General features: G+C 49.8%; 13 protein-coding genes. 7 read left to right on the forward strand and 6 right to left on the reverse strand.

Going from position 1 to position 16,664, the window contains the following annotated elements; translation table 11 throughout:
* The first annotated feature begins 29 nt into the window (after positions 1 to 29).
* Together ACFS7Z_RS14325 and ACFS7Z_RS14330 are read left to right on the forward strand one after the other, a co-directional pair.
* Positions 30 to 3,203: an efflux RND transporter permease subunit gene (locus ACFS7Z_RS14325; RefSeq protein ID WP_377485730.1), complete on the forward strand. Its 3,174-nt coding sequence runs from the start codon at positions 30 to 32 to the stop codon at positions 3,201 to 3,203.
* Between the two features lie 145 nt (positions 3,204 to 3,348).
* Positions 3,349 to 3,639 carry an acyl carrier protein gene (locus tag ACFS7Z_RS14330; RefSeq protein ID WP_377485732.1) on the forward strand — a complete coding sequence of 97 codons (291 nt, stop codon included), beginning with the start codon at positions 3,349 to 3,351 and terminating at the stop codon, positions 3,637 to 3,639.
* 103 nt (positions 3,640 to 3,742) lie between these two features.
* Here ACFS7Z_RS14330 and ACFS7Z_RS14335 read toward each other — a convergent pair whose 3' ends face one another.
* From ACFS7Z_RS14335 to ACFS7Z_RS14345, 3 genes are all read right to left on the reverse strand, one after another.
* Complete coding sequence (locus tag ACFS7Z_RS14335; RefSeq protein WP_377485734.1) at positions 3,743 to 4,486, reverse strand: metallophosphoesterase family protein; 744 nt, start codon at positions 4,484 to 4,486, stop codon at positions 3,743 to 3,745.
* A 3-nt stretch (positions 4,487 to 4,489) separates the two neighbouring features.
* The gene (locus tag ACFS7Z_RS14340; protein ID WP_377485736.1) at positions 4,490 to 5,245 is read right to left on the reverse strand and encodes a nucleotidyltransferase; all 756 of its coding nucleotides are present in this window, start codon (positions 5,243 to 5,245) and stop codon (positions 4,490 to 4,492) included.
* Positions 5,246 to 5,478: 233 nt separating this feature from the next.
* The gene (locus tag ACFS7Z_RS14345) at positions 5,479 to 6,762 is read right to left on the reverse strand and encodes a glycoside hydrolase family 2 TIM barrel-domain containing protein (protein ID WP_377485738.1); all 1,284 of its coding nucleotides are present in this window, start codon (positions 6,760 to 6,762) and stop codon (positions 5,479 to 5,481) included.
* 278 nt (positions 6,763 to 7,040) lie between these two features.
* Here ACFS7Z_RS14345 and ACFS7Z_RS14350 point away from each other — a divergent pair, with 278 nt between their 5' ends.
* Both ACFS7Z_RS14350 and ACFS7Z_RS14355 read left to right on the forward strand, forming a co-directional pair.
* Positions 7,041 to 8,846 carry a glycosyltransferase gene (locus ACFS7Z_RS14350; RefSeq protein WP_377485740.1) on the forward strand — a complete coding sequence of 602 codons (1,806 nt, stop codon included), beginning with the start codon at positions 7,041 to 7,043 and terminating at the stop codon, positions 8,844 to 8,846.
* Between the two features lie 125 nt (positions 8,847 to 8,971).
* Entirely contained in the window at positions 8,972 to 10,177 is a 1,206-nt protein-coding gene (locus ACFS7Z_RS14355; RefSeq protein ID WP_377485742.1) for a hypothetical protein, read from the forward strand.
* A 125-nt stretch (positions 10,178 to 10,302) separates the two neighbouring features.
* On the opposite strand, the gene ACFS7Z_RS14360 is transcribed toward ACFS7Z_RS14355, so the two are convergent.
* Together ACFS7Z_RS14360 and ACFS7Z_RS14365 are read right to left on the reverse strand one after the other, a co-directional pair.
* Positions 10,303 to 11,187 (reverse strand): glycoside hydrolase family 25 protein, encoded by an 885-nt coding sequence (locus ACFS7Z_RS14360; protein WP_377485744.1) that lies wholly within the window; start codon positions 11,185 to 11,187, stop codon positions 10,303 to 10,305.
* 3 nt (positions 11,188 to 11,190) lie between these two features.
* Entirely contained in the window at positions 11,191 to 12,312 is a 1,122-nt protein-coding gene (locus ACFS7Z_RS14365; RefSeq protein ID WP_377485746.1) for an alanine racemase, read from the reverse strand.
* A gap of 158 nt (positions 12,313 to 12,470) precedes the next feature.
* Here ACFS7Z_RS14365 and hemN point away from each other — a divergent pair, with 158 nt between their 5' ends.
* The 3 genes from hemN to ACFS7Z_RS14380 all read left to right on the forward strand — a co-directional run bounded on the left by hemN (position 12,471) and on the right by ACFS7Z_RS14380 (position 15,487).
* Positions 12,471 to 13,850 (forward strand): oxygen-independent coproporphyrinogen III oxidase, encoded by a 1,380-nt coding sequence (gene hemN / locus ACFS7Z_RS14370; protein ID WP_377485748.1) that lies wholly within the window; start codon positions 12,471 to 12,473, stop codon positions 13,848 to 13,850.
* Positions 13,851 to 14,166: 316 nt separating this feature from the next.
* Positions 14,167 to 14,700 carry a CopD family protein gene (locus ACFS7Z_RS14375; protein ID WP_377485750.1) on the forward strand — a complete coding sequence of 178 codons (534 nt, stop codon included), beginning with the start codon at positions 14,167 to 14,169 and terminating at the stop codon, positions 14,698 to 14,700.
* Positions 14,701 to 14,854: 154 nt separating this feature from the next.
* Entirely contained in the window at positions 14,855 to 15,487 is a 633-nt protein-coding gene (locus ACFS7Z_RS14380) for a hypothetical protein (protein WP_377485752.1), read from the forward strand.
* A gap of 121 nt (positions 15,488 to 15,608) precedes the next feature.
* Here the strand turns inward: ACFS7Z_RS14380 and ACFS7Z_RS14385 are convergent, their stop codons facing one another.
* A complete protein-coding gene (locus ACFS7Z_RS14385) occupies positions 15,609 to 16,520 on the reverse strand; it encodes an AEC family transporter (RefSeq protein ID WP_377485754.1) in 912 nt (303 codons plus the stop codon).
* Positions 16,521 to 16,664: the final 144 nt, after the last annotated feature.

Raw genomic sequence — 16,664 nt, forward strand, 5'->3', positions numbered from 1 at the left:
ACTGTATAAATTCTTTTAAGAGAACAGAAATGAACATAACCAAATTATCTATACAGCGGTCAACCCTGGTGGTGGTGGTTTTTACCGTCCTCACACTGCTTGGGATTGTTTCCTACCAATCGCTTAACTACGAACTGCTACCTAAGTTCAGCCCCCCGGTGCTAACGATTAGCACCATTTATCCGGGCGCGTCGCCTAACGAGGTAGAAAACTCGGTTACGAAGGAAATTGAGGATGCACTGGCATCACTGGAAAATGTAAAGGACATGAAAAGTACTTCTCTGGAGAGCTTTTCCATGGTCGTTATCAATTTAACCCAAGGGACGAATGTAGACTTAAGTTTGCAGGATGCGCAGCGTAAAATCAATACCATTCTGGCTAAGTTGCCGGAAAATGCAGATGCGCCTACGCTGAACAAATTCGACTTCGATGATATGCCTATCATCAAGATGGGTGCCACTGCTAACATGTCAGCGACAGAGTTCTATGACCTGATTGACAAGAAAATCAAACCTGAGCTGTCGCGTGTGCCGGGTATGGCGGCCATCAAAATTCTTGGCGGCCAGGAGCGTGAGATCAAGGTGAACATTGATGCCAATAAGCTGGAAGCTTACAACCTATCCATTTTGCAGGTGCAGCAGAAAATCCGCAACTCTAACCTCGACTTCCCTACTGGAAAAATAAAGGAAGAAGGCGGGCAGACGCAGATACGACTGGCAGGTAAGTTTGAGTCGCTGGACCAGCTCCGCAACCTGATTATACGCGAAGACCAGAACGGTATGGTACGCCTGGGCGATGTGGCGGAGGTGCAGGATACGCAGAAAGACGTAGAGGTACTAAACCGCATCAACTCCAAGGCTTCTGTGGGTATTACCATACAGAAGCAGTCTGATGCCAACGCAGTGGAAGTGAGCCGTCTTACAAAAGAGGCGCTTGCCAAACTGGAGAATACTTATGCCGCCGAAGGCCTGACGTTCAGCATTGCCAACGACTCTTCTGACTTTACACTGGAAGCTGCCGACTCGGTGATGCACGATTTGATGATAGCCATTATACTGGTGGCCGTGGTGATGCTGCTTTTCCTGCACTCCTTGCGCAACGCGGTTATTGTGATGATCTCTATTCCGGCCTCGCTGGTGGCAACGTTCATTGCGATGTCCCTGTTTGGCTTCTCGCTTAACCTGATGTCTTTACTGGCGCTTTCCCTGGTGGTGGGTATCTTGGTGGACGATGCCATTGTGGTCATCGAAAACATTCACCGCCACATGGAGATGGGTAAAAAACCGGCACAGGCCGCTTACGACGGTATTCGTGAGATTGCGGCAACGGTTACTTCCATCACGCTTGTAATTGTGGTTGTGTTTATTCCGATTGCGCTTTCCAGTGGCCTGGTATCAGATATCCTGCGTCAGTTTGCGGTGGTGGTAGCCGTGGCAACGATGATATCGCTGTTCGTAGCGTTCACCTTAATTCCGCTGCTGGCCAGCCGTTTCTCACGCCTCGAGCATGTTTCAGATAAGAACATCTTCGGAAGATTTATCCTGGCGTTCGAGCGTTTCCTGGACCGCATTATTGATGGCTTCACTGCTGCTTTACAGTGGGCGTTCGGTCACAAGTTTATTACGCTGGCCGTGACTTTAGTGATGCTGGTGGCCTCCTTTATGCTGGTGCCTTTCGGCTTCATCGGTTCAGAATTTATACCTGCCGGTGACCGTGGGGAAGTAAACCTGCAGCTGGAGCTACCTAAAAATGCGACAGTAGAGCAAACCAACTTCGCTACAAAGCAGGTGGAAGAATACCTGCAGACGATTCCTGAAGTAGAGAAAATATTTACGACCGTAGGTACTACTTCTTCGGCGCAAGCTGGCCAGAACACAGCTTATAAAGCAGAGGTTTCTGTATCACTGGTAGATGTGGAGAAGCGTGCATTCAGCACAAATCAGTTCAGCCGCCAGGCCAAAGCCGATATCGAAAGCAGAATTCCGGATGTGGAGGTAACGCCGGTGCCGGTAGGACTGGTAGGAACAGCGCAGGCCCCAATCCAGATAATCATCTCCGGCTCCAACTTAGACACAGTGATGACTTTCTCGCAGCAGGTAATGCCGATAGTAGAAAGCGTGGAAGGTACAGTGGACGTTGAAACCTCGGTAGAAGGCGGTAACCCGGAGATTGAGGTGGTGGTAGACCGTGACAAGATGGCCAGTGTTGGTCTTTCTTTGGAGAGTGTGGGTGCAAGCATGCAGTTGGCCTTTAGTGGCAACTCCGATGTTACGTTCCGCTCCGGCACCGAAGACTACGACATCAACATCCGGCTGGATGAGTTCGACCGCCGCAGTGTGACCGATATCGGAAACCTGTCTTTCGTGAACAACCAGGGCAGACTGGTGCGACTGGCGCAGTTTGCGGATATCAAGCAGTCTACCGGCCCGTCGCAGTTAGAGCGCTACAACCGGGTAACGTCTGTCAATGTGAATTCACAGGTAATCGGTCGTCCGGCTGGTTCAGTGGGAGCCGACATACAGGCGAAGCTGGCGGAAATCAGAATGCCGAACGGAGTAACAGTAGAGTTCGGCGGTGACCTTAAAAACCAGAGCGAAGGCTTCGGTACACTGGGTATTGCCTTGCTGGCATCCATCATCTTCGTGTACCTTATTATGGTGGCGCTGTATGACTCTTATGTATACCCGCTGGTGGTATTGTTCTCTATTCCGCTTGCCATTATTGGTGCCTTGCTTGCTCTGGCGCTGGCTGCCCAAACGCTGAGTATTTTCTCCATCCTTGGTATTATCATGATGATTGGTCTGGTTGCCAAGAACGCGATTATGGTGGTAGACTTTACCAACAACCTGAAAGCGGAAGGTGTGGAAGTGAAAGAGGCATTGATAGAAGCGGTAAGAATTCGTTTCCGCCCTATTCTGATGACAACGCTGGCAATGGTGATTGGTATGTTGCCGATTGCGTTGGCTGGTGGTTCAGTAGCGGCATCTAAGAACGGCCTGGCCTGGGCGCTGATTGGTGGTCTTACCAGTTCCATGTTCCTGACACTTATTGTGGTACCGGTAATTTACTACCTGTTCGACAGAGTGCTGGCCAAGTTTGGGATGGACAAGAAAACTGTAATTGAGCTGGAAGACAAGACACTGGAAGAGCTGGAGCACGAGACTGCACTGCTGGAAGAGAAGAAGATGAGCCATGCTTACTAAGACAACACCTGTTTTTCATACAATTTAGCTTATGCTTGCGGAGGCCACTTGCCTTCGCAAGCATTTTACAGGCTCTTGTTTTACAGCTAAAGCTGGACCGAAAGAAGCAGCTGCATTGCACCCAAACCAATAACCTATACACGCCATGAATACTATGCCCTATTCTACTCAGGCAATCGAGAGAGAGGTGGTAAACATTATCAAGACTGTTACCAAAGTACAGGATGAGGACAGGCTGTTACAGGTCCGTGACCTGACAAAGCTCGGCCTCGACATCCTGGATGTGGTAGACATTATACTGGAGGTGGAGAAGATCTATAACCTGACCATTCCGGATGAGGTACCGGTTTACTCCGTAGATGATTTTGTGCGCTACGTCTATAGTCAACTGATAGCCAAGCCGGAACGGAAGCATATTCCAACCAGACGCTTATAACAACAAGTAAGTGAACATTGATACTAAGTAGAAAATTAAGAACCACATAAAGAGAGAAGCCGAGGGTGTACCTTCGGCTTCTCTCTTTTATGAATATGTGGAGCTATACTTCCAGAACATAAAAGGGAGGGTCATACCCTTGCTGCGCCAGGATGGGTTTGGATACATTGAATACCTTTACTCCTTTGCTTGTTTCGCCCTCTAAGGTACCAATGTGCGCATGCCCGTGAAAAGCAGCCAATACACCCCGTCTATTCAGCGGCTCTGCCAGCCGGGATGAACCCAGGAACGGAAAAATCTGCTCCGGCTCCCCTACCACTGTGGCCTTGATAGGAGCATAGTGCAGCACCGCTACCTTTTTGATGTCGGCGTAATCGCTGTCGAGTCGCGCTAAAGCACCATCCAGTTTCAACTGCTCATCCACAGCCTCCTGCACAAAACTCTTGATCATTTGCTCCCCGAACATGCCCAGCATGCCTTTGTCGAAGCCGCCGCCAAAACCCTTGACACCGGCAAAACCTACATCACCAAATACCACACTATCTCCATCCAGCATGTTCACGTTGGCTTTCACCAGCGTTTTGCGGATTTCCTCGTGGTTCTCCCGCTCATAATCGTGGTTGCCGAGCACGGCCACCACAGGTATGCTGCAGGCTCTGAGTTCTTCGGCCAGCACTTCTGCTTCTTCCACGCGGCCCGTATCGGTCAGGTCACCGCATAGCAGCAGCACGTCTGCCTTCTCCGACACCTGCGTGAAAAATTCCTTCAACTTCCCGCTGTCCGTCTCACGGACATGTATATCCCCAACTGCAGCAATTCTGGTTTTATTCTTCTTTTTGTCTGTCATTCCTTAAACTGATCTGATGGTTACTACCTTATAGTCCCATTCGGTCACATCGGTTGCGTATTGAGTCTGATCTATGAGCGGGCCGCGGCAGATTTTCTCTTTTGGGAGCGGCATATCATACTGTTCTTTTGCCCGTACCAGCAACTCATCAAATAGCCACTTTGGAACAATGTCGCGTTCGGAGGGATACACGAACTGAAACGAGAGGAACTGCGCCAGCAACAGTTGCCAGTGTACCTCTATGTTCTGCCACAGCCATTTCCAGTCGAGGTTCTGGCCGTAGCGCAGGATGATGTGGTTGATGTCGCCGCCATCGTAGCGCTCCCGGTTCTGCACGTACAGCTTAGACCAGATGAGCGCCTCCGCCGGGATAACACGCACCTGAATGCCCAACATTTCGCTCTGCACCGACCGCTCAAACCAGTTGTCATCGACGTGGCAATGATTTCCGGGGTTGTTAAAGATGATGTCCATGAAATGATCTCCTTTGATGGCCTTGGCCAGCCAGCGGGCATCCGTCAGTTCTGTCTCATAACCGTTGTCAGAGAACTGCTTCAGTATGCGCGGCGTATCCCCAGACTTACAGAATATGTCCAGGTCTTTGGTATCGCGCATCAGGTCTGTGTACAGGCGCAAGGCAAAGCCTCCGCCCACTAAAAAATCTGATTTGCTTTCTGTCAGCAAGGTGAGAACCTCCTTGTAAAATTCATGCGCTGCCTGACGTTGCAAACCGTCGTTTATTTCTATTACTTTTGCCATTCTGCTTCTGTTCTTTCTGATTTTAAACAATGGCCGCAGGAAAGCGGCTTAGCCAAGGGGAGTTTACACAAAACTAATATGATTTTTGTACTACTCTAACCGTTGTGCATACTCCCCATTTACTTTAAAGCCGCTGGAATGGTTGTTAAAATTATGACCTGGTGACATTCAATTAAGAAATAGCCAGCTGCCAGAAGCAGCGTTCCACAACATTAATTGTATTAAATAAATATTTAATAAGGAGGATTACTGGATACAAAGAAAGGGAAATTAGCAGTAGCGACGTTCTCGTGACCATCATAAATATAGGCGTACAACCGGTAAGCTCCTTCTTTTACGGGCGCTAACACCCTGGTGCTGTTACCCTCCGCTCCGCAAAGCACGTTTGGCACAGGATCAGGCTCAATTTCCTTACTGGTATCTCCTAGCTTCTTAAGTGTTTCCGGCAACACCTCCCACTCCACCCGGATAGAGTCTCCATCCGGGTCGAAGGCATAAACAGTAGCACCGTATTCCTGCTGCGGATCCAGGTACACGCTCTGATAATCAAAAGACCCTTTTAGCTTTATGTAGGCAACATAGGGCGGCTTGTTGGCACTCGTATCACCTGTCCACAATTCGTGCATCACGTCTACTACCTCCGTTTCTTCACCTGTCTTTCGTATCAGGCTGAACCAGGTAGGCGTATATTCTTGCTTAGAGCCCCAGAAAAACACATATCCCCCCAAGCAACGTTCGGCCTCCGGGTTTATGTTTGTCTCGTAGCGCTCCCTGACAAAGGCAGCTTTTTCGGAACTGGTTTGCTCCAGCGGTGCATCCCACACCGTCGTATAGGTCTCCCAGGCACCTCTTGCACCAAACTCAGAGATAAGGTAAGGCCCTTGCCAGGTAGACTTTTTCACCCTTTTCTCCACGCCTCTCATACTTGCAAACATGTTAAAGGAAATTACATCAATAGCAGGACACAGCCGATGAACAAGGTTAACAGTCCTGATTCTCAGCCCGATCAACATGGTTGTGGTAGGATGATCCGGATCCACTTCATGAATCATCTCAGCTACCTCGTTCACCGCATTCCATACTTTTGAGTTGGTGGCTTCCATGTTCACTTCGTTGCCAACTCCCCACATCAACAAGGCGGGGTGGTCTTTGTACCGGAGCACCACCTTGCGGAACTCCTCCAGTTGCTGCGCCACCAGCTTCTTGTCGTAATAGTTAAAGCCTTCCTTCTCACGTTCCATCCACAGGCCCAGGGTAACAGTAAGGCCATGCTTATGGGCCTCATCCAGGATCTGCTGGGCATTATCCTCATGCCAGACCCGCACGGAATTCCCGCCATACTTCTTTATCTTATCGAAATTAGTATAGCCACCCGCCCCTTTTATAAAGTAAGGCTCCCCGTTGCGCAGCAACGTAAAGCCACCATTCTGGCTGACAATCTCTACTTTTCTTCCTTTGCGGGTGTACTTTTCTTTCGCACTTGTAGGCTCTCCACAACTTGTCAGAAGCCAACACAAAGCAATTAAAGAAACAGCTAGATAGTGTAGAACAAAGTTTCTATAAAGGGAGGGCATGTAAATCTTTTAGGATGAATTAGCAACAGGTAATAACTATACTCTAAAACAATTGCACGAAAGTAACCGGCGTTCTACATACAAAACTTTTGAAGCATGGTACGAGTATATCGGGGTGCATGTTCTTTTAAAGGGATTCTTCGCCAACATTCAATGCTGCGTGAGTTCGGATACATTACCCAAACAATCAAGACCATTATCCCTACATCTACATGATGTATATGCATACAAAATATCAGAAGGAAAAATACACAGCTGGCCCGGATACCCCTCTTAAACGCACAGAGATAACGACCATACGAACTATGATCGTATTGGGGCTTGTTACGCTTGTCATTTTCCTTTACTGGTTTTTTGATGAGGACCATGTGGGGTATGATCCCCTTTACTGGATGCTGACCACTGCCCTGGGGTTCAAGCTGCTGCGGACCCTGCATGAGTGGTACCACTACTTTAACGTAAGCAAACCCCTGCGGCCTGAGCTGAAAACAGACTTTAAGGTGGATGTTTTCACCACCTCCTACCCCGGTGAGCCTCATAGTATGATCATCAATACCCTGACTGCGATACAGCAGATACGGTACCCGCACACGACCTACCTGTGTGATGAAGGCGACGATCCGCACCTGAAAGAAGCCTGCAGGCAACTTGGCGTGATACACGTAACCCGCACTGACAAGAAAGACGCGAAGGCTGGTAACGTTAACAATGCACTGCGACATGCCACAGGCGACATCTGCCTGATCCTGGACCCGGACCACGTACCTGCGCCTGAGTTTATGGATGAGGTGCTGCCGTACTTCGAGGATCCGGATGTAGGATTTGTGCAGGTCGTGCAGGCGTACAGCAACAACCGGGAAAGCGTTGTAGCCTATGGTGCCGCGGAACAGACGTACAGTTTCTATGGCCCCATGATGATGGGCATGAACAGTTATGGCACCGTACAGGCCATTGGGGCGAACTGTACTTTCCGTCGGGAAGCACTGGACTCTATCGGTGGGCATGCCCCCGGCCTGGCAGAGGACATGCATACTGCTATGCTGATGCACGCCAGGGGGTGGAAATCCGTCTATGTTCCAAAGATTTTAACACGCGGGCTTGTACCCGCTACGCTGGCATCTTACTACAAGCAGCAGATTAAATGGGCACGTGGCACCTTCGAGTTGCTCTTTACAGTATACCCCAAACTCTTTGGCAGCTTCACCTGGAGGCAGAAAATCCACTACCTGACGCTCCCGCTTTACTACCTCTTCGGCGTCTTTAACCTCATTGACTTCCTTATTCCCATCTTAGCCCTTGTGCTGGCTGAGTTCCCGTGGTATGTCTCGCTGGGAGAGTTTCTGGTTATGTTCGGCCCGTTTTTCATTATCTCTGTCTGTATCAGGCACTACGCGCAGCGGTGGCTGCTGGAGAAGAAGGAGAACGGGTTTCACCTGTTTGGCGGTATTCTCCGCACCGGCACATGGTGGGTATTTTGCCTTGGTCTTGTCTATTCTATCCTGAGGATAAAGGTGCCCTACATTCCAACGCCTAAGGATGACAAGCCCAAAAACAACATCATTCTCAGCTTACCAAACATTATTGTTTGTGCGCTCTCCCTTTGGGCCATCTACTACTATCAAATCACATATGGCTACCTGCTTTACAACCCTTATGTACAGATGATGGCCATGTTTGCTTTTGTAAACATCACCATACTTGGCAGCGTGGTCCTGATTGGGCAGGAACGGCTGCTGGCGTCACTTCAGCATAAATTCTTCGATGCGCCTAAGCTGCAGCCCGTCCTGATGCCTCTCAGGAAGAACTTTGGGAAATCCAGACATGGCTTCTACAATGGTATCCGGCGATTAGCGCTGGCAACCACTATTCTGGCCACCTCTGTTTCCATTGCTTTTATTTCTGCGGGCGACAGCGCCTTTCATTTTCTAGACAAGCCCTTAGTGAAGCGTGACCTGGACAAAGAGAAAACAGAAGAGCCTACAAGCTGGTGGAGAAGAGCCATAAAAAGACTGGAGCCTGCAGAATAGCAGCTCTTACGGAGTATTGTTTTCCCGATGCCGTCTAACGGATAACTAAAGCTTGCGCTAAACTCACTGTGTTTCTCTTCGTTAAATTAACAGATAACAATATCCTTTAATTTAACCCCAAAGCTATGAACAGAAATCAGAATGAACGCCACGATAATTCCGGTGGCTACCAAACACACCGCTCCGAGAAATACCGCCATCCTGAAAGGGACAGTAATACAGGCAGTAACTACCGCTTCGATGACTATGGTTCATCAGCCCGCGGTGGCTATGGCAATGAGAGCCACTCCGGCACCTGGGGAAACCAGGGCAATGAAATGGCTGGCTCCCGCAATGTAAGCAACCGCGGTATCAGCAACGACACCTACAGCACCTCCCGCAACTACGGCAACATGGGCAGCTACGGTGGCGCACAGGGCTTCGGCACGGCCAGGGGAGGCACTATCGCGCAACGCCACTATGGCTCGGAGAGCACCAACTACAACTTTGAGAGCGGCATGGGCAACCCGGGCGAGGCACGTGGCAGTAGCTACAGCCCTGGAGGGCACCGCGTGTACAGCTACGAGAGGGACTACGACAGCCATGGTTCAGATATGGGTAACAGGAGTTATGGCAGTAGCCGTTCCGGCACCTCAAGAGGTAGCCAGGACTATAACAGTGGGAACTACGGCTCGGGTCAGAATGACTATAACTCCTATGGAGGGGGCTCTTCATACTCATCCGGGCATAGCAACCAGAACAAGCCAGGCCGCAGCTCGAACTACAGTAGTGACCAGGACAGGGACAGGGACAGCGATAACGACAGGAACAGAGGCTTCCTGGGCAACGAACGCCGTGACAGCCGCAGCTCAGACAGAAGTTCGGGCTCTTTCTCAGGCAGCCGCGACCTGTATGGTTCCGACACTTCCAGAAGGTTTGAAGGCACAAGCCAGGGCCGTTACGATTTCGATCAGGACGACTACAACTACGGCAGTGGCTCCTATAGGGACAGCAGCAACCGCAGCAGCTACGGAGACAACAGCAAAAGAGGCAGCTTTGGCTCCGACAAGTATAACTCTGCAAACTTTGGCGGGGACGAAGGCAGCTATATGGGCAGCGGCTATAACCGTGACTCCCAGGATGAATATGGGTCAGGCAGAAGCTACAGCTCTTATGGGTATGGTTCCATCGGAGGCTACAGCAACGACCAGCCGCAGCCCTATGACCTGACGAACAGAAACTCAGGCAGAGGCTCTTCAGACAGCAACTATATCAAGAGCAGCAACCGTGGCCGCACCGTGGACCGCGACAGAGGCGATGACCGTGACCGAAGCATCGGAGGCCGTTACTAAGCCGGAATCATATATAAATAAAAAAGGGAGCAGCCGATTAGCTGCTCCCTTTTTTTAAGCTTATGTGTGACAGCGCTGCAGGTGCCTAAGGTTTTAGGCAAAAGAGTTCTTGCATTAACTATACCCTATTGATTTAGCGGAATGCACACACTGCGTAACTCGCGCATACTGCCGTAGAACACATTGCAGTCAACTTTACCTTCAATGCCTTTGACGGCACCCCCATCCGTATGTTGCCAGAATGCCAGCTTTAATTTCTCGCTCTTTTCGAGCTTTAACTTCGATACATTATAATGTGCAATCCAGAGGTGATACTGATCAAAATGACCCGCCAGGTACTCCTGGTAAAAGTTATAGCCGGTATAGATAATGGGTTTTACGCCGTAGGCTTCTTCCACTTTCTCCAGCCATACTTTGAGTTCTTTCCGAAGTTGCGCCACCGGCTTCCGGCCACGCACCTCCACATCCAGCACAGGGGGCAGGTCGCCGGGAGAGAGCTTCACGGTGGAGATAAAGTTTTCTGCCTGCACTTCCGGCTTCAGATAAGGAAGGTAAAAATGATAGGCTCCCCGAATTATACCTGCTGCACCTGCACCGTCCCAGTTTTTCTGGAAATGCTTGTCTTTTAATGATCTGCCTTCCGTTGCTTTCACAAAAGCGAAAGAAACTTCATTCTCCCGCACCTGCTGCCAGTCTATCTCCTTCTGGTAGTGCGACACATCAACACCATAAATGCTATGGCCTGCAGGCCAGACAGGTGCAGGTTTTTCAACAAACAGTTCCACATACAGCACTACCAGCGCCAAAGTAGCCAGCGCCGCAATTCCTAGCCAGAATTTATAGGGCGATTGTTGCTTCGGCTTCTTTTTAGGCCTGGCTTTGGCAGTTGGTTTAACTGCTGGCTTTGCCGTTGGTTTAGCTGCTGGCTTGGTGCGAATAACACGTTTTACCGGCTGCTTCGGAAAAGCATCCCAGGTATCTTCGGCTGTAGATTTTCCCTTCCGGCTCAACGCTTACAACAGTTTCAGTTCCCGCTGCGACACCCCCGACAGGTGCTCCAGCACCTCACCGTCAGTTGTCATATAACCCTTCATCAAGTCTGCTGTCAGGCAAGAGTGCACCGGCAGTATCCCAATCATATCACCAATGTGGTATCTGTCAAACTGTTCAGGCGAGGCCTTGATAATGCCATGCTCCTGCGACAGCGATACCAGCTCGATGCCGTTTACCGGTGCTGTCCAGCCATCATTTGTAAACTCCACTACCCTGCCAAATATAACAGAGCTATCTTCCTGCTGAAGCGCATCTTTTGAAAAGTGAACACTGCCGCCATAAATAATTATCTCCCCGCGCTTCTGGTGTTTAGCCACCACCGGGCAGGCCACGCACACGGCAATGTCATCGAAGCTGCAGGAGCCAATGCGCTGCTGCATCAGGTCGTAGAAAACAAAGTTTCCGGGCCGAATCTCGTCCACCCCGCTCAGGTTATTCAGAATACTGCACGAAGGCGTATCACCGATAGAAAGCTGCAGGTCAGGGAACTGCCCGATGTATCGTTCCCGCAGTAACTGCAGGAGGTATACTGATGTATTGTGTATCGTTTGGATGGCGTAAGTATCTGTCTGTTTGTAGGTATGGCCGTCATGCACCACAAAACCCCCAAACGTTAACATATCGCTCTCCTTAATTTTCTTGAGGATGTTATCTAAATCAGTATGGTTATTCGCCAGCACACCCGTGCGGCGGTAGCCTGTATCAATCTTTACCCAAAGGTTTACAGGGTGCTTCAGGCCTATAGCGAGCGCCTCTACCGTCTCTTCATTCACTGCCAATAAATGCAGCTTAATGCGTGAGGCCAGTTCATTCATGCTGTCCATCTCTAAGACATTAGCCGGAAAAGCCACCAGAATATCATTCCAGCCCTGGTTAGCAAAATAGCGGGCCATTTTAATTGAGGAAACCGTAATGGCATCCACGTTATATTCACGGAACCACGCACCCACCTGCGCCGACTGATGCGTCTTGAAATGCGGGCGCAACCGGATGCCATTCTCCTTTGCCTTTTGCACCATCCTTCTGATGTTGTTCAGGCACTTCTTCTTATCCAGCAGTAGTGTTGGTGTGGTTAATCTCATATGTCAAAAACACAGTTTTTGTAGCAAATCTTGTGAAGTTACACAGGTTTATGCTAAAAGTCACGCCAGCGCATGCTTTTAGGTGACAAATGTCATTTCCTGCCTTCCCCCTTCAACCGATATTTGCACACAGAAATTCAAGGATGAGAGGAGAAAATATGAGCAATGTACCAGCCACCACCACGCCGGCTTCCCTACTGGCCAAGTATGATGTGCCGTCGCCACGCTATACCAGCTACCCTACCGTGCCTTACTGGGACGAAGCCCCGCTGACACAGGAACGCTGGCTGCAGCATGTAAAACAGGCTTTCCGGAAATCTAACACCACTGAGGGCATCAGCTTATACCTGCACCTCCCCTTCTGCGAACAACTGTGCACCTACTGTGGCTGCAACAAGCGCATCACAAAAAACCACGGCGTAGAAGAACCATACATGCAGGCGCTGTTACAGGAGTGGGATCTGTACCTGGCCACGTTTGGGGAGAAGCCACGCATAACAGAGCTGCACCTGGGCGGCGGCACACCCACTTTCTTCAGCGCTGAAAACCTAAAGAAGCTGCTGGAAACCCTGCTCAGCAAAGCAGAAGTAACACCGGAAGCTGAGTTTAGCTTAGAGGTGCACCCTAATGCAACAAACGCGGCGCAGCTGCAGGTGCTGTATGACCTTGGTTTCAGAAGACTGAGCGTAGGCATCCAGGACTTTGACCCGCGCGTGCAGTTTGTCATCAACCGCATCCAGAGTTTTGAGCAGACAAAAGAGACATTCGATACCGCCCGCGCCATTGGCTACACTTCCATCAACGGCGACATCATCTATGGCCTGCCCCACCAGACAGCAGACAGTGTGCGCCATACCATTAAGAAAGTAAAAGAGCTGCGCCCGGAGCGCATCGCGTTTTACAGTTATGCCCATGTGCCCTGGAAGAGCAAAGCGCAGCGCCGTTACTCTGATGCCGACCTGCCGGAGCCAGCTGAAAAGCGCGGTTTATATGAATTGGGCAGCACCTTGTTGGAAGAGGCTGGTTACATGGAGATAGGCCTGGACCATTTTGCGCTGCCGGAAGATGAACTATACATTGCTGCACAACAGGGAACGCTGCACCGCAATTTTATGGGTTACACGCCCCGCCACACAGAGTTGCTGATTGGGTTGGGTGCCTCCAGCATCTCTGATACTGGCACCGCCTTCACGCAGAACATAAAAGAGGTGGAAGCTTACGAGGCAGCTATCGGAACAGGCCAGTTCCCCGTCTTTAAAGGGCACGAACTGACGCCGGATGATATCCGCATCCGGCAGCACATCCTTAACTTGATGTGCCGCCTGCGCACCTCCTGGAGTAAGACAGAGGAATCATCTTTTATAGATGCTCTTGTGCGCCTGCAGCCTTTAGCTGAGGATGGACTGGTAGAGTATGGCAATGGCTTCATAGAAGTGCTTCCGGCCGGTCGCCCTTTCCTGCGCAACATCGCCATGTGCCTTGACGCAAGGCTGTGGGAGGCCAAGCCAACCACGCCCGTTTTTAGCAGATCGGTGTAAGGGTTTTGCCGCTATAGAGTATCCAACCACTCCTACCCCTCCTTATCCAAGGAGGGGAGTCTGCTGTTCAAGTTCTACCTTTTTGCTTTCATAGAGACTTATTTTAAGCAGGTTTAAACATAAGCTAACTACAATGACATAGCTCTGAAAGCAGTAGGGAAAGCTCCCCTCCTTGGACAAGGAGGGGCAGGGGTGGTTTGACCCGGTGCTGAATTTCCAAGAAGTTCGTGCCAAATGACAACAGCATCTTAGAAAAAACAGCTGCCCTGATTTCTGCCTTATATCCCTTACCTTTGCAGAAACAAGCATCAAAGCCATGAGCTTTTTCTACGTTAAGGCGCTGCACATTATTTTTGTTGTAACCTGGTTTGCCGGATTGTTCTACATTGTGCGACTGTTTATTTACTATGCAGAAGCTGCTGAGAAGCCGGAGCCGGAGAAATCCATCCTACAACGGCAGTTTGCCCTGATGCAGAAAAGACTCTGGTACGGCATCACGTGGCCCTCTGCTGTGCTCACCCTTATTTTTGGTCTGGCGATGCTATACCTGTATGGTGCCATTCCAGGTTGGCTCGTCTGGAAGCTATGTTTTGTTTTAGGGCTCTATGTCTATCATTTCCTCTGTCACCGTATTTTCAAACAGCAGCAACAAGGAATTCTGAAGTATAGTCCCACCCAACTCCGCATCTGGAACGAAGTGGCCACAGTATTCCTCATCAGCATTGTTTTTCTGGTAGTACTGAAAAGTTCTCTGAGTATGCTGTGGGGCATCCTGGGGCTGATACTTTTCTCTGCCATTCTCATGCTCGCCATACGCATCTATAAAAGAGTGAGAGAGACTGGAAGTTGAAAAAGTGATAGAGCGAAGGCGTACAGCATAAAGTACCTTCCCAGTGCTCGTCCTTACTTGGTATTCTTTATCCTAATTCCTTAATTAGAATCAACTTCCTAACTCCAAAACTCTCTAGCTTTCTAACTCAAACTATACCTCCTATTTTTGTGACATGAACATTGCAGAACTGAAGCCAAACGAGAGAGAACTGATAAAGCTGATTCGCTTCTTTAGCAAACGCGGCGAACAACTGGTGGCTACAGGTGAGCTGACGGAAGAGCATGAGCAGCTGACAAAAGCTTGCCAGAATCTGGAGACGCAGCTTTACAAACATGCTGAAAACCGCGCTGCAATACTGGAGAAGCGCGAGCGCCTTGAGCAAATTATTGAGGACAAAGCGCAGTGCCCCAAATGCCATAAAGCAGACATGCTGAAGAAAACCGGGGTGGCTACAAACGAGTACGGCTGGAAAAGTAATACATACCGCTGCCGCCGCTGTAACACGACCTTCACCTGGAACCGTCCGAACAACCCCTGGCACATGGTGGAGTTCCTGGAGCGTTATATACAGGAACTGGAACAGCGCCTGCAAACAGAGCATACCGAGGAGATGCAGCAGCACATAGAGGGCGCTATTCCGCAACTACAGGACAGCCTTTTCCGCCTACGCCCGGTACTGCAAACATCCGACGAGGAGGTGGAGGCACTGGAGCAAAAGGAGAAAGAAATGGGCAAGCTCATACACCAGTTTAAGAACTATCTCCTTATCGAGAAAATCAAGCTGGATACTTATCCGGAGGAGTGATTTCGTTGTTCGTTGATCGGAGAGCGAAACTGATTTCTATAATTGCTGATCTACCCTCCGTGTTGCTAGGCATGACAAAAAACTCCTGATCATCCATCTTACAAACAACAAATAACGAATTTCATATTCCCCGCACAAGCCAGTACCAGATGGTTAGCGTCAGGAAGGAAAGCGGAATACCGAAGCCGATCATCATATTGGCTAAGCGCGGTTTCAGGCCATAAGAGGCCGCTACAATGCTTGCTGTAATCATTGGAGCCATGGCGGCCTCCATAATGGTAATTTGTGCCAGTTCACCCCTTACACCCAGCACCTGCACATACAGCAGGTAAATCAGGAGCGGCGCCAGAACCAACTGAAAAAACAGGCCCAGCGCCAGGAAACGCCAGTGCTTGCTGCGCCGCTCGATGCGCACCTGCATGCCCACCGAAACCAGCGCCAGCGGTGTTACAGTACTGCCCAACCGCTGAAACACATCTTTCACTTCATTCGGGAAGCTATACTGCAGCACGTTGAGCAGCAAGGCCAGGAAAAACATAATAAACGGAGGGAACAAGAGTATCTTCTTTGAGATGGCTTTTACGTCAGGCTGGCCTTTGGAGAAAACCGCGGCCAATGCAATGCCTAGCGTTGAGAGCACCACGAACGTACCCGGCTGGTCAATAAGTATCGCTGTTTTTAAACCTTCTGCACCGTATAGCGCTTCAATTACCGGAAACCCGATAAAAGAAGTATTGCCCAAACCCGCTGTAAGAATGAGGCAACCAACTAACTTTCGCGACCAGCCAAATATTTTCCCCATGGTCCAGAAGAAGAGCGCAGAGGCGGTAAAGCAAATCCAGGCCACTCCTACTGGCAGCAGCAACGTGCTGTCCAGCTTTATGTCCGGAATATAGTACAGCGCCAGCGCCGGCAGTGATATGTAAATAATAAACTGATTGAGTACCAGCGGTGAATTGATCGGAAAATCGCGCACCCTTTGCAACAGGATACCTATTGCGAGGCAACCAAATAAGAGGATTAAACTACTCATACATTTCTTTACAGCAATGCTGTACCCAAGTGGCTTCCAAAGGTAAGCCAGCCTGACGAGAAATGTCTTACTACGGTTGTAAAGAGTCGGTGAGTAATTGTGAAGGGGAGTTCGTATAGCCTGCTTTCTACTGAAACAGTTGTA

Origin of the sequence: Pontibacter toksunensis (genome assembly GCF_042686245.1) — a bacterium.
Classification (GTDB): Bacteria; Bacteroidota; Bacteroidia; order Cytophagales; family Hymenobacteraceae; genus Pontibacter; species Pontibacter toksunensis.

Coding starts and splice junctions, on each gene's coding strand:
- ACFS7Z_RS14325 (WP_377485730.1), top strand. CDS start 30: ATGAACATAACCAAATTATCTATACAGCGGTCAACCCTGGTGGTGGTG.
- ACFS7Z_RS14330 (WP_377485732.1), top strand. CDS start 3,349: ATGAATACTATGCCCTATTCTACTCAGGCAATCGAGAGAGAGGTGGTA.
- ACFS7Z_RS14335 (WP_377485734.1), bottom strand. CDS start 4,486: ATGACAGACAAAAAGAAGAATAAAACCAGAATTGCTGCAGTTGGGGAT.
- ACFS7Z_RS14340 (WP_377485736.1), bottom strand. CDS start 5,245: ATGGCAAAAGTAATAGAAATAAACGACGGTTTGCAACGTCAGGCAGCG.
- ACFS7Z_RS14350 (WP_377485740.1), top strand. CDS start 7,041: ATGCATACAAAATATCAGAAGGAAAAATACACAGCTGGCCCGGATACC.
- ACFS7Z_RS14355 (WP_377485742.1), top strand. CDS start 8,972: ATGAACAGAAATCAGAATGAACGCCACGATAATTCCGGTGGCTACCAA.
- ACFS7Z_RS14365 (WP_377485746.1), bottom strand. CDS start 12,312: ATGAGATTAACCACACCAACACTACTGCTGGATAAGAAGAAGTGCCTG.
- hemN (WP_377485748.1), top strand. CDS start 12,471: ATGAGCAATGTACCAGCCACCACCACGCCGGCTTCCCTACTGGCCAAG.
- ACFS7Z_RS14375 (WP_377485750.1), top strand. CDS start 14,167: ATGAGCTTTTTCTACGTTAAGGCGCTGCACATTATTTTTGTTGTAACC.
- ACFS7Z_RS14380 (WP_377485752.1), top strand. CDS start 14,855: ATGAACATTGCAGAACTGAAGCCAAACGAGAGAGAACTGATAAAGCTG.
- ACFS7Z_RS14385 (WP_377485754.1), bottom strand. CDS start 16,520: ATGAGTAGTTTAATCCTCTTATTTGGTTGCCTCGCAATAGGTATCCTG.